The following is a 21,731-nucleotide window of genomic DNA, read 5'->3' as shown; positions in this document are numbered from 1 at the left end:
TTGACGCTTTTGAACCGTTGTCAGCTGAATTTCTCGACCCTCCTACAAACATCGTTAACAAAACATAAAACGAATGTTTGTTCGTATATTTATTTTAATAGGTTCCTTATCATTACTCTATCACCCTTTATGACCAAAATTCACAGTGCTGTAATACACTAAAATCTTAAAAAATAAGACTTTGTACCCTGATTTCGATGAATTTTACCCATATTAAGGATGAAAAAGAAAAAGACCTGCACAAGGGAGACCATCTGCTCTTCACAGACTGCACTCCATTATACAGGTCAAATATCATCAAAAATAATGTTTCAATACTTATTTATTTAAAATGCTGGAATAACGCTATCCTTGTAATTGTCCTCAAAAAATTTGCGTACTTCCGGTCCGGTCATTCGTTTTGCCAGCTTTTGAATGGCATCGGAATCTGCATTATCCTTACGCGCTACCAAATTAATGGCAAAGTGCGTATCATCTTTTTCGGTAATCAGCGCGTCCTTCTTCGGTGTCAGACCGAGCGGCTTGGCATATGCGGGATACATGGCAGCCATGTCCACATCATCCAGCGACCGCGCCAGCATCAACAAATCCACTTCTTTAAACACAAACTTTTTCTTATTCTCAATAATATCAGCCTGTGTAGCATTATAGCCTACACCTTCTTTAAGCTTGATTAGACCGTTTTGCTCCATCATTACCAAAGAACGTCCGGTATTGGCCGGATCATTGGCAATGGCAATCGTCGCACCTTCGGGCAGGTCTTTAATGTTCTTGTATTTTTTGGAGTACGCGCCATAAATGGCGTTGTAAATCGGTTTTACCGCTACCAAATCAGATTTGTTGCTTTCATTATATTGTTGCATAAACGGAGCATGCTGAAAGAAGTTAGCATCCACTTCACGGCTTGCCAATGCGTTGTTCGGTTGGATATTGTCTGACAGCACAACAATTTCCAGATTGACTCCGTCCTGTTTAAGCAGTGGCTTCACGATATCCAGCACATCTGTCATCGGTGGGATCAGCGTGGCTACTTTCAAGGTCACTTCTTTTTGGGATGTTGCTTCTTTAGTTGTTGTTTCTTGTGTAGCCTGCTTCTGACCACCGCATCCGGCAACCAGCAACATAAACACTGCAAATAGTGTAAGTAATTTCAAGTTCGTTTTCATGTTGTTTTTCCGACTCATTCGATGATGAACCTCCAAATTAGTTGTGATTGGGAAGATAAAATATGAGTTACAGTGGGAGATTCAGCCGCTTCGCGTGCAGATTGTTCTTCCGATCGCTGTTGAAATGGGATTCTCTCATTTAAAGTGATGATAGGTTAGAATCCCATTTCAAAGGCGAACGCTAACGCTTCTCCAGAACAATTCTGCCCGCTCCGCTTTTGAGGCACTGTAAAGTCATTTTTATTTCCCATAGTGAGTTGTGCAAGTGTTAATAAAGAGATTCATAAACCTCTTACCGCTTGTCGATCCGGCGGGATATGGTGCTTCCGGTGAACTGGATCGTTTGTACGAAAATAATCATAACGACGATGGTGAACGCCATCAAGCCTGTTTCAAACCGCTGGTAACCATAGCGAATGGCAAAATCGCCTACCCCGCCGCCGCCCACAATGCCCATCACCGTGGAGTAGGAGATGAAGCTAATGGTGGACGTGGTCAAACCCAGTACAAGTCCAGAACGGGCTTCCACGTATAGAAATTTAAAAATAAGCTGGAGCGTGGATGCTCCCATAGACGTAGCGGCTTCAATCACACCCTTGGGCACCTCAAGCAACGATTGTTCCACCAGTCTCGAATAATAGGCGATGGCTACCACTGACAAGGGAACCGTAGCTGCCATCGTGCCCAGCGCCGTGCCTACCACCAAACGTGTAAATGGAATCATAAACACCACGAGCAGCAAAAACGGAAACGAGCGGATGACATTGACCAGACTGTTCAGTATGGTGAAGAGCAGTCGATTTTCATATTTTTGCCCTTTACCACACAAATATAAAATCGTTCCTGCCGGAAGCCCTAACAGTACAGCTGCTGCGATAGAAATCCCCACCATGATAAACGTCTCCCCGATGGCTTTCCATATCTCTGACTGATACTGTGCAATGATGTTCAACATGTCATTCATCAGCTTCACCTGCTTCCAAGGTTGAATCTACCATAGGGTCAGCTACATGTTTCGTTGAAAGTAAATGCCCGTCCCGCATTTCGGATACACGGGTACAAATATTGCGTACCACGTCCATATCGTGTGTGACGATTACAATGGTAACTCCCAGTTCACGGTTGATCTCCCTTAACACGCCCAGAATATCAGCGGTCGTCTGCGGGTCAAGGGCTGAGGTCGGCTCATCACAAAGCAGCACCGCAGGACGATTCGCCAGTGCTCTGGCAATCGCCACACGTTGCTTTTGGCCTCCGCTCAGTTGTGCCGGATACTGTTCTGCCTTATCCGCTAAACCAACGAATTGCAGGCATTCGCGCACGCGTTCCGCTCTCTCTTTTTTCGCGACACCTGCCAGCTCCAACGGCATTGCTACATTTCCACTTACCGTCCGATTATGAACAAGATGATAATGCTGAAAAATCATCCCTATGGATCGCCGCGCTTCACGGAGACGTTTTTCCGGCATGCGAGTCAGATCTTCCCCGTTCACAACCACGTTTCCCTCATCCGGCCTTTCCAATACATTCATCAACCGGAGCAACGTAGACTTGCCGGCACCGCTGGCACCTATGATACCGTGAATTTCCCCTTCCTCCACTTGAAGAGACACGGATTGAACCGCATGAAATGGGCCGCTTGAGGTGGTATAATGCTTGTTTACCTGATGCAGCGTAATCATGAAACTTGGCCTCCTGATGATCCATTACTGCGGGAAAATGTAATAAGCCCGCCAGCCCAGGCGGGTCTGTACGAGCCGTCAATTCCCATTGCATTAATATACCACAGAGCAGAAATCGGGCAAAGCCTTTTGACAACAATTAACGTACATCCCATACCCCCACATAAGGAAAGCAGGTACCAAGTCCCCAAGCTAGCATCAGCAGCACCACAAAATACAAAATAAATATAATATCTACAGCCGAATAGCCGATCGCATAATAATACGTACGCTTGGTTTCATTAGCAAAGCCCTTGGCTTCCATGGCTATAGCAATGCGCTGCGCACGCCGGATACTTTGAGCGAGCAGCGGAATTGCGTACCTGCGCAGCGTGGCATACATATTCCATTTGGACACATGCTGGTGCAAACCTCGAATACGGTGGGCATGTCTCAAAGCCTGAAATTCCTCCAGCATCATCGGCATCAACCGCATAGCTGCCAAAAAGCTGTACGCATACTTGGGAGGGAGCTTCCATTGCTGCATCAGTGAATAAAAAAGGCTCACCGGACGAGTCGTTAAACCAAACAGCAACCCTGCTGCGGCCATACTCAGTGCACGAAAACCCAGATGCATCCCTCGGAAAAAGCTTTCCTGCGTAATATGGATCAGGCCCCATGTCCACCAGGTCGTCACTCCCTTGCCAAACATCATCATGCCTGTTGAGGTTGAAATAAACACCAATATAAAGGGAGATCCGTACAGCAGCAGCCGCTTCCATGGATGGCCTGACCAGACAAGCAACAGCAGCATAGTACATGTAACATTAAACATAACGTTCGGATCATGGATGACTATAACGATCACAAACAGCAGGGAAAACATCACTAGCTTTAGGCCCGGATTCACACGATGCAGCCATGTTTCATGATGAGGAAAGGACAGGCTCATACCGTAGCTCTCCTTTCTGAATCCGCCATATATCGGTACAATATCGACGGACAATTTCCGGGTCATGCGTAACCATCACAATGGCCGTGCCTGCCGCTCTCAGCTGTTCCAACATATCCAGCATGACAAAGGTATTACGCGCATCCTGCCCAAAAGTCGGTTCGTCCAGCAGCAGCACTTTCGGCTCACGGATCATAGCCGTAGCAATACTCAACCGCCTTTTTTGGCCCAGCGAGAGCTGATACGGATGGCGTTCATCCAGTCGCTCCAATCCGAACTGCATAAGCATTCGATCCACTCGTTCCCTGCACTGTTCAGCGGTAAACAAGCTCTCGGGTAACGAATACTCCAGTTCACTTCGCACGGTGTTCGCTACAAATTGCAGCTCTGGATTTTGAAACGCGAACCCAATGCGCTCAGCCAGTTGCTCCGTATTGCCTGCCTCAGCTCCGCACACGCGATAACGCCCCTGCGTGTGAAGTAAGCGCATCATAGAGAGCAGAAGCGAGCTTTTGCCAGCCCCGTTTTCACCGACCACACCAATCCAGTCGCCAGGCTTCACCTGCGCTTGCTCCACATAAATGACTGAGCTCCCTCCCCGAAGTCCGCTAAAATGTTCCAACTCCAGCAAATTTGTTGTACATGCTGAAGTGGACGGACTATCCGCAAGCAACGCATCATTCTGCTGCGTCATAGAATCATTCCAACGTGGTGAAGACGATTCATCCCATACTCCCGGATACCACACGCCATACTCGGATAATGCTTGTCGGTGTATATGAAATACTTCTTCCGCCCTTCCGTCCGCAATAATCTCCCCTTGAGCAGAAAGCACCACAATCCGATCCACATCCTGGACAATTTCATTAATTTTATGCTCTACAATCACCAGCGTCTGGTCTGCCGAAATGTTGCGAATGGTATCCCACACCTGTGTAGTACCTTCCTCGTCCAGCAAGGCTGTCGGCTCATCCAGAAAAAGCACTTCCGGCTCCATAGCCAGCACCGATGCAATCGCCAGCCGCTGTTTCATTCCTTGTGACATGCTGGCAATGGGCAGATGTATATCATCCGTTGGAAGACCAACCTGCATTAGCAGCTCGCGAATACGGGATGGCATCTGCTCCCTTGGAACCTGCTTATTTTCCAATACAAAAGCCAGTTCCTCGTCTGCATATGACATACAAAACTGTGTGTCGGGATCTTGAAATACAATACCAGAGAGACTCGGGATCACGGCAGCATCGTATTTCATAGGCACTTCTATCGTGCGTGGAATCAGACCGCTCAGCACCTGAAGCAGCGTTGATTTGCCGCATCCGCTCGGCCCCAGTAGCAGCAGCTTTTCCCCTTTGCGAACAGATAAGGACATATTGTGAAAAAGCAGCTCTTGCTCACCGGGGAATTTCAACCGAAGACGGGTGATCGAAGCCACCACATCTTCGTTGGCCGGGCTCATCAATCCAGCCCCTTATAATCTTGTTCCGTTGCCGGTCTCAAACTTCGCGTAACGCCGGTTACTTCCAATGCCTTAGCCAGATAGAAAGCGAATATTCCAGCAATCACAATACTGCCAATCATCCGAAATCCAATATACAAAACATAGTTCCAGGTCGATAGCTGATCAATATACCCATAGCTGAAGTCTAAAATCAGAGAAGTGACAGCCGCTCCTGCCGCAGCTAGTGAAGCAACCCACAGGTTGGCGTTCCGATACAGAAAAATCGCAAAGAACAGCTCCGCTCCCAAGCCTTGCAGCAAACCGTAGTACAAGGTGGACATGCCCCATTCACTTCCCAAAAAGGCACTGACGGTTGCCGCGGCCACCTCTGCCAAAATCGCAACACCCGGTTTGCGAATGATAAGATAAGCGAACGTGCCAGCCATAAACCACATGCCATACATCAGTTGCTCGGCGTGCAGACCGAATGGTTTCATCAAATCATAGGCAGGTCCCCATATTTTGTAGACCAGCCCGAATACCACGGAGATTACAATCGTGACCAAAATATCAGTCAGCTTCAGCCCTTTGGACGCTCTTACATTCGTATTCATTGTTGATACGCTCCCCTTTTTCTTTAAAATAGGCCATTTGGCCATAAAAAAAAGCCTGTCCGGAGCTGAATCTCCAGGCAAGCTTTATGCGCAGTCATAAAATGATCACCATACATTATCAGTTGTCGATATATCTCATATAGCACAGCAGTCTACTGCACTGAAACCAAGCCAAAGTCAGGTACAGAACAAGACACGCTTGTCCGTCTGCAACTTTTTACAGACTGTAGCTCATTAACTTGATATAGGATATGAAACGTATCCATCGACTAGCCGCCGCTAATCGGCGGTATTCCTGTTTCTTGTAAGGTGTTCTAGGTTTCTCTACGCTGGCATTACCCAGATCAGATTTCACGGTCGGCGGCAAGGGCCACCCTCTCAGCCTGACTATCTCAAGCTCCCGACAATGCTTTTTAATTCACTATAATATATACCACATCCATGGCTTTGACAATCCTATAATCCGAAGAAACGTTTGGCCGTTTCCGTCGTCGCAATTTCGATCTCCATCATGCTGCGGCCTGTGCACTCGGCAATCGTAGCGGCGATGTGAGCGAGATACACCGGCTCATTACGCCCTTCTTTGGGCTTCACGGGCAAATTACGCGGGGTCAAAAATGGAGCGTCCGTTTCAATCATCAACCGGTCCAATGGAATATCCCTGACCAGTTCCCTTAGATGCTTGCCGCGCCGTTCATCACAGATCCAGCCCGTAATACCGATATACAGTCCCATCTCCACATACGTATGCAATTCCTGTGCAGTACCGGTAAAACAATGCACCACCGCTTTATCAACAAGCCCCTGATGCTCTCGCAACATAGCGACAAAGTCCTCATGCGCATCTCGTTCATGCAGGAATAAAGGCATATGCAGCTCCCCCGCCAGTTGAATCTGCTCTCCGAACCATCGGCGCTGTACATCACGCGGAGAAAAATCACGGTTATAATCCAACCCGCATTCCCCTATGGATACGACCTGCGGCTGAGCCGCAAGTTGGCGGAGCTGCTGAATCGTATCTGTGCTGCAACCTTTGGCATCATGGGGATGCACGCCAGCCGTCGTGTACAGTTTACCCGGATAACGAGCCGCATACTGAGCAGCCTCCCGACTGCTCCGGACACTGGTTCCGGTAATAATTAACGGTGTAATTCCTGCAGCCGCTGCTCTCTCTACCACCTGTTCCCGATCTGCATGAAACGAACGGTGCATCAAGTTCACACCAATATCAATTAACGGTGTACTCCTATCCATCTCAATCCCTCCTTCGCAAACTACAATCTCGGATCAATCGGCTCCGATTCCAGAGATAGCGCGGCAAGGACGCATTCATGAATACGATCCACCGTATCCTTGCGGACAAAACGTTCTACGCCCTCCATACCAAGCGCTCCTTCCATCAGGGCATGACGCTCCTTTTTGTTCGTTCGGCGCTGCTTCAGACGCTTTAAATTCTCAGGGGCAAGATAATCCATACCGTAAATGATATGCAAATACTTCCGGCCTCTCACCTTGATTGCAGGCTGAATCATCTTGTCCCGATTTTTCATCAAAAAGCGTTCCGGCTTGATCACAATGCCCTCATGACCATCCTCTGTCATCTCGTTCCACCAGCGGATAACCTCTTCCTCGCTTGATTCGTCCGTGATGACCCGATACTCTGTCTCCATAAACAGCGAGGACAGTCCTGCTAGCTCCCGGTTGTGCTCCATATGCCAAAGATGAGATTGGTCAAAAAACGTCCGGCCGCTGTGGGCCAGTGTATGAAACGGTGCAATACGAATTTCATCCAGCCCGTCTACATCCCAGCAATATTTTTGAAAAGCTTCTTGGAACGTTACGGCATTGCCATATTTCCGTTCCATTTCCTCCAGCCAGTCTCCAACCTCCCGGCCTGCAGCCTTCGCTTGCTTCAGCTTGTCTACCAGCTTACTGCGATCCAGCAGAGCTGCTTCACCCACATGCGCATACTGTGCGGCAATCAGTTCCCGAGCCTTGAGATTCCACGGTACTATTTCTGCATCCAGCAACACGAAATCCGTCTGATTCCGCTCAAAATACCCGGCAGTCTGTAGATCGGCATTCAGCTTTTCCAAGACCTGCTTCGCAAGGCCTGGTCCAAAGAAAGGGCGGCCGCTGCGGCTGTAGATCGTGCCTAATGTCGGGTATCCTACATATTCGACAGCAGCCTGTTCGTTTTTGAATAATAGCAAAATCGCCCGGCTACCCATATGCTTTTTCTCCGCTACCATCGTTTGTACGCCTTGACCACGATAATAAGCCAGCGCCTCACGCGGATGCTCCAGATATCCTTCTTCTGCGGAAACCGTGGGAGCAGGACTCATAGTTGGTGGAATGTACACCAGTTCCTCCATCGGTACTGTCACATGTGACACGGTATCTATAGCGGATTTGACCCATTCTCCTTGTACGCGCACTTCGCCATACGATTCCGTCAGTACACTGTAACCAGCGATGAGCTTACGTAAATTCGGCGGGGAAAACCGTTTTTTCTGCCACCGGACAAGTGGGCTATCGGGGTCATTCGCATAATTCTCATGAGCCGGAACGCTGACAAATTCCTTTTCCGGATAACGATAAGCGGTCAGCATGCCGCCAAATACCACACCCTGATCAATATTCACCGTCTGGTTCACAATCGTAGGCTGCGGTCTCGGGTCATGTCCCCATACTACTATTTCTCCCGATTCATGGTCTACGAACCAATCTTTGCGGATTGGTTTTCCGTCTGCATCCTGACCATCCGTATCTCCATAACGACAGTAATCAGAAATACGTGCCGACTGTTTGCCAATAAAATGATCCTTAATCCCCGCATGAGTCACAACCAGGTGTCGCAACCCATTTCTGCCGAAAATAAGATGAGAGGGCGCATGTAGCAGAAAATCCCTCAGCTCGCCTCTAAGCTGTTCCGCTGCTGCCTTACCCGCTTGTTGTTCATATTGAACCAGTTCCTCTGCAAATCGTTCATCTCCATGATTGAGAGTTACTTTTCTTCCATCAAGGTAACGACCGATTTTCCAGCCATGATTGCTGTCAATCATGTAGGCGAGTCCAGCATCCACGTGCTTTTTCCAGAACTGCACCGCTAATAACGATTCTGGACCACGGCTCATCACATCTCCGACGGATACCAGTCTTCTGCCTTCTGGATGATGATATAGTCCTTCCGTATCTTCCATATATCCGAGCCGCTCTAGCACTTCCAGCATCTCCCGGTAGCACCCGTGGATGTCACCAATGATATCAATGCCTGCACCTATATCATGAAACAGCGGCTGAGCACGGCGGGCGAAGTTAAGCTTTTCTACATCCTTGAGGACATAACAAGCGTTAAAACCTTCTTCCCGGATACCACGCAGGTTCCGCTTTAACAGCTGTGCCTGCTGCTTGACCCGTTGGCGACCACGCGGATGCGCCCTGCCTGCATCACGTTCCAGCAGCACAGATTCGGGTACATCCAGCACCAGAGCCATCACAGGTACATGCGCCTTGGCTGCCAGCTGTACATATTTCTGGCGATCCTCAGCATACAGATGGGTGGCATCCACAACCGTCAGCTTATTCAGACGACAGCGCATAGCCAGAATGGTATCCATCGCTTCAAACGCCTTGGCTGACATCTGCTGGTACTCATAAAACAGCACGTCCGATTCCAGCCTTGGAAGTCCGCTCCAGTCTATAAATTCCGTATCTCCGACCAGCTGGCGAAAATGATCTGAGGATACCACTTCCGTTTTCAATAGAATCCCTTCGCTCACTAACCTGTCCAGTAAAGTGGTTTTGCCACTATTCGAGGCCCCTACCAACACAACCAGTCCAGCATGCGGTAGATTAATCGTTCGTTCGGATGAAATGCTCATGAATTCTTCGGCTCCTTTCTGCGCGTAAATACAGCCATTTGGGTCGGTTGTCCAAAGCCTTCGACCTCTTCTCCGATCCCTTCCAGCGCTAATGAATAAGGAGCTTCCTCAATCCAATGCTCGCATCGTTCACGAAACTCGCTTCTGCTCCATTCAAAACGATGATCGCCATGCCGCAGCTCTTGCTGATCCATACGATACACCTCATTATATTCGCGATTGGGAGTCGTCACGATCAGCACACCCGGCTGATATTCTGTCACAATCGTATCCATCACCCGATTCAGACGATGCTTATCCACATGCTCAATGACTTCACACAGGATCATCACATCTTTTCCCCGCAGTTGTTCATCATAATAAAAGAGAGAGCCCATCATAGGTGTAGGGCGGATTGCATCGGCATGCCTTTCCAGCTTGGCAAAACGCTCCACAGCCCTCACCTGTGCATATGCAGACGGCTCCACAGCCCAAATCTCTTCAATGCCCTTGATTCGAGCCATTCGAGCCGAAAGCTTCCCTTCCCCTGATCCAAAATCTACGATTTTCTGTCTTCGGGGCAGCTTGCGAATCACATCCATAATGGCTTGATACCGCAGCTCATTTAGCCGCATTACAGGCTGTTGCTTTCCTTCCTCCAGTGACTGATCTTGCTGCTGATCCTGTTCGTGATTATGGTTTTGTTCTTGGACCGCATGTTTTTCAGTCTGTGTAGCAGCAGAATCAGATTGCTCAAATTGCTCAATCAGATTGGTAAAATGAAGCGTGCGTCGAATGATGAGCTCGCGCATCGGATGCTCTTGCAGCCAGCCTTCACCGTAACGTTTCAGCTTCTCAAACTCTTCTTCGCTAATATAGTAGTGCTTATAATTATCCAACACTGGAATTAACAGCAATAACTGACGCAGCGCATATTGCACCGTCTGATGGCCACTTAGCGTGACATATCTGACGGTGCTTCGATTTTTCAGCTGAAAAGAATAATCCGCTTTCCCTCGTTCGATGGTCACTTGATAGCCCAGCGGCGCAAATAGTCCCTCCACCACAGCATCCGGCAAATCTGACGCAACAGGCCCAAACGATAACTCCAGCGCAAAAGGATGCGTCACCCATGCTGCATAGTCTTCCTTGGGTTTGCCGTTCAAGGCCGTGCCAAGCGCGCCGCGAATATAGGTGCAAAACAAGCTGCTGGTTACAAACTCCCGATCATTAATATATTGTGTAATGTCATAGCTATCCGGACTATTTTTGACCAAATCTATCGAATCTGGCGAGGCCTGAATGACGATTTCTGCCTCTTCCTCCGTAAAAACGGTGTACACCATGCGTACACGAGCACCCTTTTCCGTGCGATCATACGTATTGTAAGGGTTCTTGGCGAGCAAATGCGAAATCATCCCGGCATTGTTTCCGGTTGCTTTTAGCGTGATGTGCATACTCCACTTCTCCTTCCCAGCTTATGTTTTCCAAACTTCATTCACCGCAGCGCGGAACATCTCGTCCAATTGCTGATCCCGTCCGCCCTCCATATGCTGAAGCAAAGGCGCCTTCTGCTCAAAATAAGCAATTTGCTGCTCAATAAAATCATTCACCACTGAAAGCTGCGGCTCCATATCCAGCTCCTCGCCCGCTTTTTTACGCTCCAGCAAATGTTCGATCACCTGATAAAGTTCGGTATCTGCCGGAATGAATTCCGCTAGCAAGTCTACGAATTTGATAGGAGGCATACTGTTGTAACGTTCAATCCAGCCACAGGCCAGCAGCGGACGCAGCACGTAAAAATATTTTTTAATTTTCACCTGTTCACCTTGCAAATAGTCCCGATAGTTTCCCCGTGCCATATTCAGATAGTGATACATACAGGACTTCGGAGAGAAGGTTAACGGCGAGATTGCACGGATCTGATCGGCCACTGAATATTGCTCCAGATAGGGAATCGGAGATTGCAGCCATTCCAGCAAAGGCGGATTGGATTTTCGAAATAAATGGAACGCCTTTTTCAAATCCCAACCGTTTATATCCAGCATATTGCTGATTGGCCGCTCAATCACATTCCGCTTATCAAAAATAGATAAATACCATTCTATGGGTCTTACATAAATAAATCGTACATCATAGTCACTGTCCTGTGAAGGAAACCCCCATGCCCGACTGCCTGATTCACAGGCGTACACAATGCGCACCTGCTCTTCCTGCTCCAACGCGCGCAGCTCACGCAAAATCGTTTCGCGCATTTCCGGTTGAATGAAACCCTGCCCATGCTTCATATCTGTCATGTTGTTCCCTCCCTTATCCTTAAAGTATTTCCCGAATCTGTTCTCTGATCGACTCCTCCGTTTCAGCTTCCAATAAGCAGCGAAGGCGCTCTATCGTTGCCTCTCCCCACATCTCAGAAGACCATTCCTTGAGTACATGAAGCGCTGCACGGCGATTGGAGGTCACCGGACTCCAAAGTCCGGTAGCAACTAGCTCTTGTCCCATTCCTTCGTAAGAAGACAATAGTTGCAGCAGCATCCCCAGACATTGATGCGCTTCATACTCCGGTCCAAAGCCCGGCACATCAGCAGGACCGGAAGCTATCTCTCCCAGAGGCAAGTGCTTTTCTGCAAAAGCCACCAGCTTACATGCCCGCTGTTCATCCTCTGTCTTGCTAAGTTCAAAGTACAGATTAGGCTTGACTGGGTGTTTGCTTAATTGATCAAATAGCACGGGCCATACATCTAGTGCTAGCATTCGAGCTGCGCGAATGGCACAGTGAAGATGCGGTGAATCTGCATGATGTAGTTCCTGCTCTACCAGCTTCACCCACTGCTGATCGTCCATCATCTGCTGGCATACCGACGCGTAACGTTTACGTAATTCCGGCGTCCATTCATGCTCATAACGTGCCTCCCATGAATCGTCTTCTTCATCGAGGAAGTCCGCAATATCCATGATGATCGTAAGATGCTTCACAGTCGTACACATAGTCTTAGCATGACGAAGGTAGTTGCCTATGACCATAGCGGCATGCTCATAATCGTCTATACTTTCCGCAGGTCCGCCTGCTGCCAGCAAAGCCGACAGTATATCGCCTGCTCCGTCAAACAACTCCCGATCAATATGCGGTACAGCGATGGCTGTATGCAGCTCGCCTTTATGAGCGCATTCATAAGCAAGATACTCATACATGACATTATTGCGGAATCCTTCCCGTAATAACCAATCACGTATTTCCTGCCGCGCCGGCTCTAGTCGTTCCACGACATGAATACGTCCCCAACCATGTACCTGTAAGGCTAAATTATACAACTGCTCATTGGCCTGATCCGAAATATTACGGATAGCTACAGCCGCATATAGCGTGAATTCATCATGCTTGGCTAGCGTTAAAATAAGCTCGTGGTGCTGCTCTGTCTCCAGCAATCCGAGCAGCGCAATACCGACCTTCACCACATTGCGATGTGCTCCGTGTTCGGCCAGCCAACGCGCTTCCTCATACAATCGATCCGGCTGAATTGCTGGATGCTCGCGCACCGCATCTAGCAGCGGATCAATCAGGCTGAGCGCATTTTCCTCCATCAAGCGTACATACGTCTCACGTCTTGTTTTCATCCCTGGCTTGCGGCATTGTCTGGACAACAAGTGTGCTAGCTCCTTAATTTTGTCAGTCTCTCCATCTCCGCCAGCGCCATGATGCCCAAACGCTCCATCTAGCCCTCCTGCCACCCAACGCATCGTATGACCTGCCCAGTATTCCTCATCATCCGGCAAATGATCATCCGTAAGCCTGCCCTGAGGGTCCAGTCCCTGCTTAATTGTTTCATAAATCGAAAGCTTACCTACCCATGGATATAACACTTCATTTTTGAATCGTCCAAACATGTTGCATCACCCTTCTGTTATGTATTGCTTCTTACTTATCGTGCTACCTTATATCCCTATAATCCTTTATTTTGGAAGTCATGAACATGGTGAAAGTATTACAAAGATGAATAAATTACCTTTTTCCTGCATCCCTTCCCTGTTAGAATAAAGGGATACTTGTTTTCGGAGAACGGCTACAGAAACGGGGAATGCATCATGGCGAGAGAGAGTTTTGATAAAGAAATTCAATTCCTGCGCATGCTCACACTAACCAGTGGCGCTTATAATCGGCAGCAATTTGCAGACAGACTTGGCATTTCGGTGCACACCTTTGATAAGACGATCCGGCGCCTCAAGGAAATCGTCCAATCCGTACAACAGCAGCTTCCTGCGGAACAGGGACATGATTTTAATGAGATGCTGCGCTTTAATTATTACGAATCCGCTGATCCGTTATTGTTATTCCTGTTTCGGGCCAAATCGCTCAAGGAATCGGAAAGCATCCGCTTATCCCTTCTGCTGACAGCGCTGCAATCACAGTCTATGACCACCATGGAACTGTTGGACGCTTGCTGCAATGGGCTGCCTTCCGACAGTGCACTGCCAGATGAAAAAACAATCCGTTCTGATCTGAAATATCTGGTCGAAGTCGGCGTAGTTCGTAAGGAGCCTGGCGGCAGACCCTATCGCTATGCTGTCCGTAACGATCTGGTGACAGAACTGACGGACGAGGAATTACTGGACTTATATGATTTTGTGGACGTTATGGCCAACACTCAGCTCCCCTCTGTGCAGGGATATCTGTTGCGAGATCATCTTAAAAAGGCCATGCGCCGTCAGCTCGGAGATCGGGAGATGGCAGAGCCTTTTTTATATAAATACCATTATTATTCACGCATTCTGGACGAAGCCCATATTCATCCGCTTCTGCATGCCATTCGGCAACGCCGCTGCGTAACCTTTTTATATTTTTCGGCATCCAAACGAAGCATGTACGGGTCACAGAACACCAACCCACGATTTGAAAAAGAGACTGAAGGCCGTGAACATACCATTCTGCCCTTGCAAGTCATTTATGATCATCAATATGGACGTTGGTACGTACTTGGTCATGTGGGCGGCAAAGGAATCATGAAGTTTCGTATGGAGGGCATGACCCAATTGGTGGAGGGCAAGCCTGTCCCAGAACAGCTTTATGCCGATCTGTTAGCCGTGTTGGAGGAAAAAATGCGATACAGCTGGCTTGTTGATACGGGTCGTCCCGTGAAGGTAAGGGTACGTTTTTTTAATCCCGAAGGGGCAAAACGCAACTTTATTCGGGAACGTGTGCTGTCACAGGGACAGTGGGGTACGATTACGGAGGAAGAAAGTGAATCCTTTATCTATGAAATCACAGTGAATGGAATCACTGAGATTAAACCGTGGATTCGCAGCTTCGGATCAAGCTGTGAGGTATTGGAGCCCCAGCGGCTGCGTAAGGAATTCAGACAGGAATGGAAGGAGCTGCAAGCCTATTATGAGCCTGTTCGAGAAAATATTTAACTATCAGATTGTCTCACGGTTGGATGAATCGGGCGCTTTTGCTACCACCTCGCAGGAAAGAGTCTGGCTTAAGTCCATGCTTGCAGACTCGGCAGCGACAGAGGCTTTTACCCCGTCTACACTTGATAAGCTTCGGCAATTACTTGCAGACGACGAGCCATTGGAGGCCGATGGCAGCCTACGCGAAAAGGCAGGAGTTCCTGCTGCTTCGGTTTATCATCCGCTCCTGCGTAAATTGCGTTCCATTCTGCGATCCCGTTCAGGCATCTGTATGACTTACAAACTGCGCAACGGTCGCCTGCATGAGCGAATGTCCGGATTTCCCTATAAGCTGGAGTTTTCCATGGTCAAAAAAGAATGGAGTCTGCTATGGTATAATCGCCGACATCGCGCATTCATGTCTACTAAACTATCCAACATCGTAACCGTTACGGAGGATGAGATTCTTCCTGAAGAAGCCGAGAAGTTTACCCAACGAATACTCGGTATACTGGAGTCGCGCAAAGAACAGGGCATCATTGAAATTATTCCTGTATACAACGGTGAAATGTCTCGTATTTTATATGCTTTTTCCTGTTTTGAAAAAGAGGTCGAATATGTACAGGAAGCTGATACCTATCGTATTACGCTCACCTTCCAGGCAGACGAATGTGAATATGTGCTATCCAAAATCCGTTTCCTTGGCAAACGTGTCAAGGTCGTCCAAGGCTCACGGCTAATCTCACGAATGAAAGAAACAACAGCCAAAGCCCTCGCACGGTACGAAGAGGAATAGCTGCTGCAGAAATTAGGATCTATCCATGTAAAGGCCCTCCCTCCGTCTGTTAATGAGACGAAAGGAGGGCCTATTAAACTACAGTACGTATAAACGAAACGAGGTCATACACTTACATCCGCACACGTCTGCTGTAACAAGCTAGTCCGCAGTACCAGTTACGGCAAGGCTTGCCCGCGCGCACTTACATACAATTGATACCACTCTTCACGGGTCATCAGTTCGCTCTGGCGTTCTGCATCCTGACATGCTTGGATTCGTTCAGGATTGGCGCTGCCAATGACAGGCTGAATCCGTGCCGGATGCTTCATAAGCCAGCCCAGGACGATCGCTTCGCGTGTCGTCCCCTTTTCAGAGGCCAGCTTCTGCACCAGTTCTGCCGTCTTACGGATATGCTCAGGTTTTCCTTCCAGAGAACCTCCGCTAAAACGCCCCTGCGCCAGCGGTCCCCAAGCCTGGAGCTGAATATCCTCAGTTTGGCAATATTCCAGCAAACCTTCGCCAAAATGTACATTCGTCCCCGCCTGCTGGTTCACGTGTACGGTCTGATCTATAAAATGCAGATGTGCCAGGCTCATCTCCAGCTGATTAGCAATCAGCGGCTCCGTTAGGCTGCGCTCCAGAAAACGAATTTGGCTTACATTCATATTGGAAACGCCAAAATGCCGTACTTTGCCGGATGTCTTAAGCTCGCTGAACGCCTTTGCTACTTCTTCCGGCTCTACCAGCGGATCGGGGCGGTGCAGCAGCAGGATATCCAAATATTCAGTACTCAGACGCTTCAGGATACCGTCCACGGACTCCATAATATGATCATATGAGAAATCAAAACGACCCGGGAGCGTACCATCCGGCAGAAAAATTCCGCATTTGGATTGAATGACGATTTGTTCACGCAAGCCTGGCTGTCCCTTTAAAATCCGACCAAAAATTTCTTCCGCTTTTCCCATACGATAGATATCCGCATGATCAAACATCGTAATTCCGATGGATTGTGCAGCATCTACAGCTCTCTCTGCTTCAACAACATGCTCCTGTGTAAACGGTGCATGGCTCCATTCTCCACCAAAAGGCATGCAACCGAGCACCAGCCGACTATTGGAGATCCCTCGTTTCTGTATAGGCATAATCTTCATGCTGCTCCTCCTTCAATCCTCAAATATTTCGTGCTATCAATATTCAAACAGCTCTTGAAACCGCTATCACACAATTATTTTACCACTTACTTACGGTCATGTATCACTTTGGCCCCGATTCGCGTCTATTTATCCGAATATCCCCATGCTCAGATAACGCTCTCCGGTATCCGGGGCAATACAGAGTACCCGTTTGCCTGCTCCCAAACGCCGAGCTTCCTGAATGGCCGTCCATATTGTAGCTCCGCTGGAGGGCCCGACGAGAATCCCTTCCTGAGCAGCAATTGCTCGTGTCACAGCAATCGCATCCTCATCGGAAACCTGGATGATTTCGTCATACACCTCCGTATTCAGCACGGTAGGAACAAAGCCCGGACTCGTTCCCACCAGCTTATGTGGACCGGGCTTTCCCCCGGACAGTACGGGCGAACCCTTAGGCTCGACCACAACAATCCGCAGATCCGGCAAATGCTGGCGCAGCACTTCACCTGTTCCCGTAATGGTCCCACCCGTTCCCGAAGAAGCGACGAACACATCCAACTTTCCTTCCGTCTGCTCTAAAATTTCAAGTGCTGTGGTTGTACGGTGGATATCGGGGTTGGCCTCATTTTCAAACTGATGTGGGATAAAACTTCCTTCAATTTCTGTCCCCAGTTCAAGAGCTTTGCGAATCGCTCCTGGCATCCGTTCTTCCGCTGGTGTCAGTACGACCTCAGCCCCGTAGGCTTTTAAAATATTGATCCGTTCCTTCGTCATATTCGAAGGCATCACCAAAATTGCGCGGTAACCTCGGGCTGCCGCATTCATCGCAAGACCAATTCCCGTGTTGCCACTGGTCGGTTCAATAATGGTGCCTCCGGGCTTTAGATGCCCCGCCTTTTCCGCCTCGGCAATCAGGTTGCCCGCGGCCCGATCTTTAACACTACCACTTGGATTAAAATACTCCAGCTTCACATATACTTCCGCATCCTGCGGTCCTGTGAGCCGTTGCAGCCGCACACAAGGCGTATCCCCGATTAAGTCCGTAATACTATGTACCACTTTAAGTGTCATCGTTATATCCTCCCCGGATTATTCCTTACAACGTCATTCCCTATCTTCATATCATACTACCAAAATAACATAATTGGCTCCTTCCAACCTGTCGCTTTTGTAAATTACACAAACCTTATCAACTTAGTATGTAAAATTCTTGCAAAATGGGTCGCCAGATGTCGCCTGGAATGATATACTCGCATTACTATTTTTTCAGGAGGATACAAGAAACTTATGAGTACTCATGAAAATATGACAGCTAATCGCTTTCCCCCCTCCTTGCTATGGTTAACCCTTGGTGCCTTCGCCATCGGCATGACCGAATTCGTCATTATGGGACTTCTGCCCAATGTAGCCCATGATCTTCATGTTACGATTCCGCAAGCCGGGCAATTAATCACCAGTTACGCGCTTGGTGTAGCCATTGGTGCACCTGTGCTTACTGTATTAACCCATAAGGTTCCACAAAAGAAGCTACTGTGTCTGCTGATGTCCATATTCATTCTAGGGAATCTTTTTTCCGTCATTGCTCCTAACTACGAGCTTCTGATTGCGGCCCGTATGGCTACTGCGTTATCGCACGGAACCTTCCTGGGTGCCGGTTCCCTGATCGCTGCCCGGCTGGTCCGTCCTGATAAGCGGGCAGGGGCCATCTCGATGGTGCTAACCGGATTGACGGTAGCGAACATTATTGGCGTGCCCTTCGGCACCTTTATCGGACAGCAGCTCGGCTGGCGCGCTTCCTTTGGAGCCATTGTTGTGATCGGCTTGATTTCTCTCTTCGGTATTATTCGTTACATTCCGGTGATTCAGCAGGACAAGCCTTCCAGTCTCAAACAAGAAGTCAAAAGCTTATTTAATTCAAAAGTGCTGCTGATGCTGCTGACAGGTGCAGTTGGCTGTGGTAGCTTGTTCACTGTCTTTACGTACATTACGCCCATGCTTACGGATATTAGCGGCTTTGCCGAGCACAGCATTACCTGGATTCTCGTCCTGTTCGGCCTAGGCGTCACGATTGGCAACATCGTTGGCGGGAAGCTCGCAGATTGGAAGCTGCTTCCGTCCTTGGTTGCAAACTATGCTGTACTGGCCATTATTCTGGCCATTCTGACGTTTACGCTTCAAAACAAGGTACTGGCCGTGATCACTGTCTTTATCTGGGGGATTGCCGCATTCGGCATCATGCCGGGGATTCAGGTTCGTATCATGAATCTGGCCTATGAGGCTCCTTTGCTAGCCTCTACCTCCAGCCATTCCGCATTGAATCTGGGCAACGCAGGCGGTGCTTTTATCGGAGGAGTCGTGATTAACCAAATGGGGCTACCCGCCATTCCATGGGTTGCATCACTCATTACTGTCGGCGGTCTGCTGCTGATGCTGGTCAGCTACATGATGGATCGCAAGACGGCTCATACTGAAGCGATAGCAGAGATACAGTCATAAGAAAAAGGACTTTCGTTCATTAGAGCGAAAGTCCTTTTTTTATGGTCTACATCCACGCATCCTGCCTCGTCGTTCAGCTTAACCAACCATCAAAAAAGTCTCGGTATCCCTGCTTCATCACCTGACTCGAAAACTGTTCCATGGCGTATGTCTGATTCTCCGCAGAAACCCGGCGAGGTGAAGCCGCAGCCATATTGACCAGCTCGAACCAGTTTTTCTCATTTCCTGAAAAAGAATGCGTAGAGCTGATGTGCCCATAGCAAGGGTGCTCGGGTTTCACCACGATCTTCCCCATCGCGAGCGCTTCGGTCAGCGGCATTGCGAACGTATCGAATTTGGAGCAGCTCCAATACACCTTCGCCGTGTTCATCAGTGCAAACACCTCGTCTTGCGTCAATGCAAATTGAAGTTTTACATTGTCCGGGATGTCGTACTTCTTCATGCTCTCCTTGTAGCGTTCACCACCAAACACCATATAGACATCCTTGTCAGGATTATGCCGCGCATACTCCAGCACCAGATCCGGACGCCGATTTTCTTCATCTCTACCAATCCACATCACCCGGTTCTCCACCACTTGTGAGGGATCAAAATGCTTTTCCACCAGCCGCTCATTAAATCCGATCGGGATGACTGTCACATCGGTTACGCCAAACTTCGAGGCCATCTCCTGCTTGAGAAAGGCAGTCTGTACGATAGCCTTGTCCACAATCTGATAAAAAGGCTTCATCATCTCATAGCCTGTCAGTGCCGGATCTGGAAAACTATGTGGAAAGAGTACGCTGTTTTTAAAAAACATGTTCAAATAAGTAAAGCCAGATACCGTATAAATAACGTGCTCAATCTGCTGCTCATGCAGTTGATCCAGTACGATGTCATAATTGACCAGGTCACTCTTTTCATGCTCATAGCCTGGAAGCCAGTCATGGCTACTTACGTGGCGCTCCGGCGATACAAATACGATATCTACCCCCAGTTCCAATCCGATCTGCTTCAGACGTTCTGCAAAAATACGAGGCCCTTGCGCTTCAGCAAATTGTATTTTTCTCATGACCAAACCGACTTTTTTCATGGATTTATTTCCCTACCTTCTTTGGCTGACTATATAGAATCTGTGCCTTAAGCCACTACTTGCATGGTTGGACTTGTACCCCATCCATCATCGCTGTACATTGGTTTAAACAAGCTAACGTTGCATCCAATTGGGACTCTAATTGCTCTTTTGACCATTTGTCACTATTTCTATGCAGTTCCGTTCCAATCCTTTGCAGATCACTTGTGATTAGCAATAACATCCAGAGCGAAAATACCACAGCAAACATACCATACTCCTGTATAAATGCCGTTCGATCACCCTTTATCCCCAACAGCTCCAGCTGTTCCAGATAGGTGTCCAGCATACGAATACGCAATTCAGACGTCATTCGTCGAGGGAACAACGGATGCGACATGTCGATTAGGTGATATACATCCCACAGCGGTGTGTTTAGATGAGCATGCTCCCAATCCAGCACCCTTAGCCTCTCTCCACTCAACGCATAGTTCCCCGGATGAAGATCACCATGAGACAGTACAAGCTGGTGTGAAAAAGATAGATGCTCCAGCTGTGCATAAATACGCTGCATCTGCTGCTTCGAAAAACCGAGTGAGCTGCAAAGCTCTAACATATCTGGCTTGCGTGTGTGCAGCTCGGAAACCATCTCCTGGATGAGCGGCTTCGGTCCACGCAATGGCATCCCGGCAAAACGACCCGGCGGCAAAGCATGCCACCTTGCGACAAATCCAACAGCTTGCAATAGGGTTTCGTCTGCATGTAGATGATGTAACGGACCAAGATCCTCAAACACCATCCATTCTCCTCCGCCATCTGCGTCTGTATCGGAACAAGCTAGCAATTGGGGATAGATGGGTGATAATGCTGGAAGCACATGCTCATACACCCATCTCTCCCGTCCCTTCTGATCATCATTGGTCAGGGGTTTAAATATATAACTTTCAGAGGAGGACACGTAAAAACGTTCCACATGTCGGCCATTCGTACCTGTATATAAAATTTCACGACTGTGCACCAGCGTATCATTTAAAGTACCGTCATGATTCACATATTGATGAAATAGATTCATAGCCACCCAACTTTTTTGTATAAAATGTAATAGCACGATCATAACATAGTCCTCGTTCTGAACGAAGCCCAGATCATCTTAGGGTTAACTTAACATACCAAAAAAGGGGCATG

18 protein-coding genes are annotated in these 21,731 nt (G+C 48.4%); 3 read left to right on the top strand and 15 right to left on the bottom strand.

The window, feature by feature from the left end:
• Positions 1 to 326 precede the first annotated feature (326 nt).
• The 11 genes from MKX36_RS04605 to MKX36_RS04555 all read right to left on the bottom strand — a co-directional run bounded on the left by MKX36_RS04605 (position 327) and on the right by MKX36_RS04555 (position 13,582).
• Complete coding sequence (locus MKX36_RS04605; protein WP_340864289.1) at positions 327 to 1,184, bottom strand: MetQ/NlpA family ABC transporter substrate-binding protein; 858 nt, start codon at positions 1,182 to 1,184, stop codon at positions 327 to 329.
• Positions 1,185 to 1,458: 274 nt separating this feature from the next.
• Positions 1,459 to 2,130 (bottom strand): methionine ABC transporter permease, encoded by a 672-nt coding sequence (locus MKX36_RS04600; protein ID WP_016819897.1) that lies wholly within the window; start codon positions 2,128 to 2,130, stop codon positions 1,459 to 1,461.
• Entirely contained in the window at positions 2,123 to 2,848 is a 726-nt protein-coding gene (locus MKX36_RS04595) for a methionine ABC transporter ATP-binding protein (RefSeq protein ID WP_123796835.1), read from the bottom strand. The genes MKX36_RS04600 and MKX36_RS04595 overlap by 8 nt, the downstream gene beginning before the upstream one ends.
• Positions 2,849 to 2,987: 139 nt before the next feature.
• Entirely contained in the window at positions 2,988 to 3,779 is a 792-nt protein-coding gene (locus MKX36_RS04590) for an energy-coupling factor transporter transmembrane component T family protein (protein ID WP_240753557.1), read from the bottom strand.
• Positions 3,754 to 5,238 carry an ABC transporter ATP-binding protein gene (locus MKX36_RS04585; RefSeq protein ID WP_340864288.1) on the bottom strand — a complete coding sequence of 495 codons (1,485 nt, stop codon included), beginning with the start codon at positions 5,236 to 5,238 and terminating at the stop codon, positions 3,754 to 3,756. Before MKX36_RS04585 ends, MKX36_RS04590 begins: the two co-directional genes overlap by 26 nt.
• Complete coding sequence (locus tag MKX36_RS04580) at positions 5,238 to 5,834, bottom strand: ECF transporter S component (protein ID WP_016819893.1); 597 nt, start codon at positions 5,832 to 5,834, stop codon at positions 5,238 to 5,240. Before MKX36_RS04580 ends, MKX36_RS04585 begins: the two co-directional genes overlap by 1 nt.
• A gap of 456 nt (positions 5,835 to 6,290) precedes the next feature.
• Complete coding sequence (locus MKX36_RS04575) at positions 6,291 to 7,088, bottom strand: TatD family hydrolase (RefSeq protein ID WP_340864287.1); 798 nt, start codon at positions 7,086 to 7,088, stop codon at positions 6,291 to 6,293.
• Positions 7,089 to 7,108: 20 nt separating this feature from the next.
• The gene (locus MKX36_RS04570; protein ID WP_340864286.1) at positions 7,109 to 9,718 is read right to left on the bottom strand and encodes a polynucleotide kinase-phosphatase; all 2,610 of its coding nucleotides are present in this window, start codon (positions 9,716 to 9,718) and stop codon (positions 7,109 to 7,111) included.
• Entirely contained in the window at positions 9,715 to 11,154 is a 1,440-nt protein-coding gene (locus MKX36_RS04565) for a 3' terminal RNA ribose 2'-O-methyltransferase Hen1 (RefSeq protein ID WP_340864285.1), read from the bottom strand. Before MKX36_RS04565 ends, MKX36_RS04570 begins: the two co-directional genes overlap by 4 nt.
• A gap of 21 nt (positions 11,155 to 11,175) precedes the next feature.
• Positions 11,176 to 11,994 carry a nucleotidyltransferase domain-containing protein gene (locus MKX36_RS04560; RefSeq protein ID WP_340864284.1) on the bottom strand — a complete coding sequence of 273 codons (819 nt, stop codon included), beginning with the start codon at positions 11,992 to 11,994 and terminating at the stop codon, positions 11,176 to 11,178.
• Positions 11,995 to 12,013: 19 nt separating this feature from the next.
• Entirely contained in the window at positions 12,014 to 13,582 is a 1,569-nt protein-coding gene (locus MKX36_RS04555) for a limonene hydroxylase (RefSeq protein WP_340864283.1), read from the bottom strand.
• A gap of 198 nt (positions 13,583 to 13,780) precedes the next feature.
• Between MKX36_RS04555 and MKX36_RS04550 the strand changes: the two genes are divergently transcribed.
• Both MKX36_RS04550 and MKX36_RS04545 read left to right on the top strand, forming a co-directional pair.
• Positions 13,781 to 15,106 carry a helix-turn-helix transcriptional regulator gene (locus MKX36_RS04550; RefSeq protein WP_340864282.1) on the top strand — a complete coding sequence of 442 codons (1,326 nt, stop codon included), beginning with the start codon at positions 13,781 to 13,783 and terminating at the stop codon, positions 15,104 to 15,106.
• Positions 15,081 to 15,881 (top strand): WYL domain-containing protein, encoded by an 801-nt coding sequence (locus MKX36_RS04545; RefSeq protein ID WP_045244174.1) that lies wholly within the window; start codon positions 15,081 to 15,083, stop codon positions 15,879 to 15,881. Before MKX36_RS04550 ends, MKX36_RS04545 begins: the two co-directional genes overlap by 26 nt.
• A gap of 158 nt (positions 15,882 to 16,039) precedes the next feature.
• Here MKX36_RS04545 and MKX36_RS04540 read toward each other — a convergent pair whose 3' ends face one another.
• Together MKX36_RS04540 and cysK are read right to left on the bottom strand one after the other, a co-directional pair.
• Positions 16,040 to 17,017: an aldo/keto reductase gene (locus MKX36_RS04540; protein ID WP_016819885.1), complete on the bottom strand. Its 978-nt coding sequence runs from the start codon at positions 17,015 to 17,017 to the stop codon at positions 16,040 to 16,042.
• A 129-nt stretch (positions 17,018 to 17,146) separates the two neighbouring features.
• Positions 17,147 to 18,070 (bottom strand): cysteine synthase A, encoded by a 924-nt coding sequence (cysK, locus tag MKX36_RS04535; RefSeq protein ID WP_025364105.1) that lies wholly within the window; start codon positions 18,068 to 18,070, stop codon positions 17,147 to 17,149.
• Positions 18,071 to 18,286: 216 nt separating this feature from the next.
• Here cysK and MKX36_RS04530 point away from each other — a divergent pair, with 216 nt between their 5' ends.
• Positions 18,287 to 19,495 carry an MFS transporter gene (locus MKX36_RS04530; protein WP_340864281.1) on the top strand — a complete coding sequence of 403 codons (1,209 nt, stop codon included), beginning with the start codon at positions 18,287 to 18,289 and terminating at the stop codon, positions 19,493 to 19,495.
• A gap of 73 nt (positions 19,496 to 19,568) precedes the next feature.
• On the opposite strand, the gene MKX36_RS04525 is transcribed toward MKX36_RS04530, so the two are convergent.
• Together MKX36_RS04525 and MKX36_RS04520 are read right to left on the bottom strand one after the other, a co-directional pair.
• Positions 19,569 to 20,567, bottom strand: coding sequence for a glycosyltransferase (locus MKX36_RS04525; RefSeq protein ID WP_016819869.1), 999 nt, complete (start codon positions 20,565 to 20,567; stop codon positions 19,569 to 19,571).
• Positions 20,568 to 20,622: 55 nt separating this feature from the next.
• Positions 20,623 to 21,660, bottom strand: coding sequence for a phosphotransferase family protein (locus tag MKX36_RS04520; RefSeq protein WP_025364103.1), 1,038 nt, complete (start codon positions 21,658 to 21,660; stop codon positions 20,623 to 20,625).
• Positions 21,661 to 21,731: the final 71 nt, after the last annotated feature.

The sequence above is a fragment of the Paenibacillus sp. FSL W8-0439 genome (assembly GCF_038008995.1).
Classification (GTDB): domain Bacteria; phylum Bacillota; class Bacilli; order Paenibacillales; family Paenibacillaceae; genus Paenibacillus; species Paenibacillus polymyxa.
The sequence above is the reverse complement of the archived record's forward strand: the minus strand, read 5'-3'. Positions and strand labels throughout refer to the sequence as shown.

What these genes read in the sequence shown, in the direction of transcription:
- MKX36_RS04605 (WP_340864289.1), bottom strand. Translation starts at nt 1,184, where the DNA reads ATGAGTCGGAAAAACAACATGAAAACGAACTTGAAATTACTTACACTA.
- MKX36_RS04600 (WP_016819897.1), bottom strand. Translation starts at nt 2,130, where the DNA reads ATGAATGACATGTTGAACATCATTGCACAGTATCAGTCAGAGATATGG.
- MKX36_RS04595 (WP_123796835.1), bottom strand. Translation starts at nt 2,848, where the DNA reads ATGATTACGCTGCATCAGGTAAACAAGCATTATACCACCTCAAGCGGC.
- MKX36_RS04590 (WP_240753557.1), bottom strand. Translation starts at nt 3,779, where the DNA reads ATGAGCCTGTCCTTTCCTCATCATGAAACATGGCTGCATCGTGTGAAT.
- MKX36_RS04585 (WP_340864288.1), bottom strand. Translation starts at nt 5,238, where the DNA reads ATGAGCCCGGCCAACGAAGATGTGGTGGCTTCGATCACCCGTCTTCGG.
- MKX36_RS04580 (WP_016819893.1), bottom strand. Translation starts at nt 5,834, where the DNA reads ATGAATACGAATGTAAGAGCGTCCAAAGGGCTGAAGCTGACTGATATT.
- MKX36_RS04575 (WP_340864287.1), bottom strand. Translation starts at nt 7,088, where the DNA reads ATGGATAGGAGTACACCGTTAATTGATATTGGTGTGAACTTGATGCAC.
- MKX36_RS04570 (WP_340864286.1), bottom strand. Translation starts at nt 9,718, where the DNA reads ATGAGCATTTCATCCGAACGAACGATTAATCTACCGCATGCTGGACTG.
- MKX36_RS04565 (WP_340864285.1), bottom strand. Translation starts at nt 11,154, where the DNA reads ATGCACATCACGCTAAAAGCAACCGGAAACAATGCCGGGATGATTTCG.
- MKX36_RS04560 (WP_340864284.1), bottom strand. Translation starts at nt 11,994, where the DNA reads ATGACAGATATGAAGCATGGGCAGGGTTTCATTCAACCGGAAATGCGC.
- MKX36_RS04555 (WP_340864283.1), bottom strand. Translation starts at nt 13,582, where the DNA reads ATGTTTGGACGATTCAAAAATGAAGTGTTATATCCATGGGTAGGTAAG.
- MKX36_RS04550 (WP_340864282.1), top strand. Translation starts at nt 13,781, where the DNA reads ATGGCGAGAGAGAGTTTTGATAAAGAAATTCAATTCCTGCGCATGCTC.
- MKX36_RS04545 (WP_045244174.1), top strand. Translation starts at nt 15,081, where the DNA reads ATGAGCCTGTTCGAGAAAATATTTAACTATCAGATTGTCTCACGGTTG.
- MKX36_RS04540 (WP_016819885.1), bottom strand. Translation starts at nt 17,017, where the DNA reads ATGAAGATTATGCCTATACAGAAACGAGGGATCTCCAATAGTCGGCTG.
- cysK (WP_025364105.1), bottom strand. Translation starts at nt 18,070, where the DNA reads ATGACACTTAAAGTGGTACATAGTATTACGGACTTAATCGGGGATACG.
- MKX36_RS04530 (WP_340864281.1), top strand. Translation starts at nt 18,287, where the DNA reads ATGAGTACTCATGAAAATATGACAGCTAATCGCTTTCCCCCCTCCTTG.
- MKX36_RS04525 (WP_016819869.1), bottom strand. Translation starts at nt 20,567, where the DNA reads ATGAAAAAAGTCGGTTTGGTCATGAGAAAAATACAATTTGCTGAAGCG.
- MKX36_RS04520 (WP_025364103.1), bottom strand. Translation starts at nt 21,660, where the DNA reads ATGATCGTGCTATTACATTTTATACAAAAAAGTTGGGTGGCTATGAAT.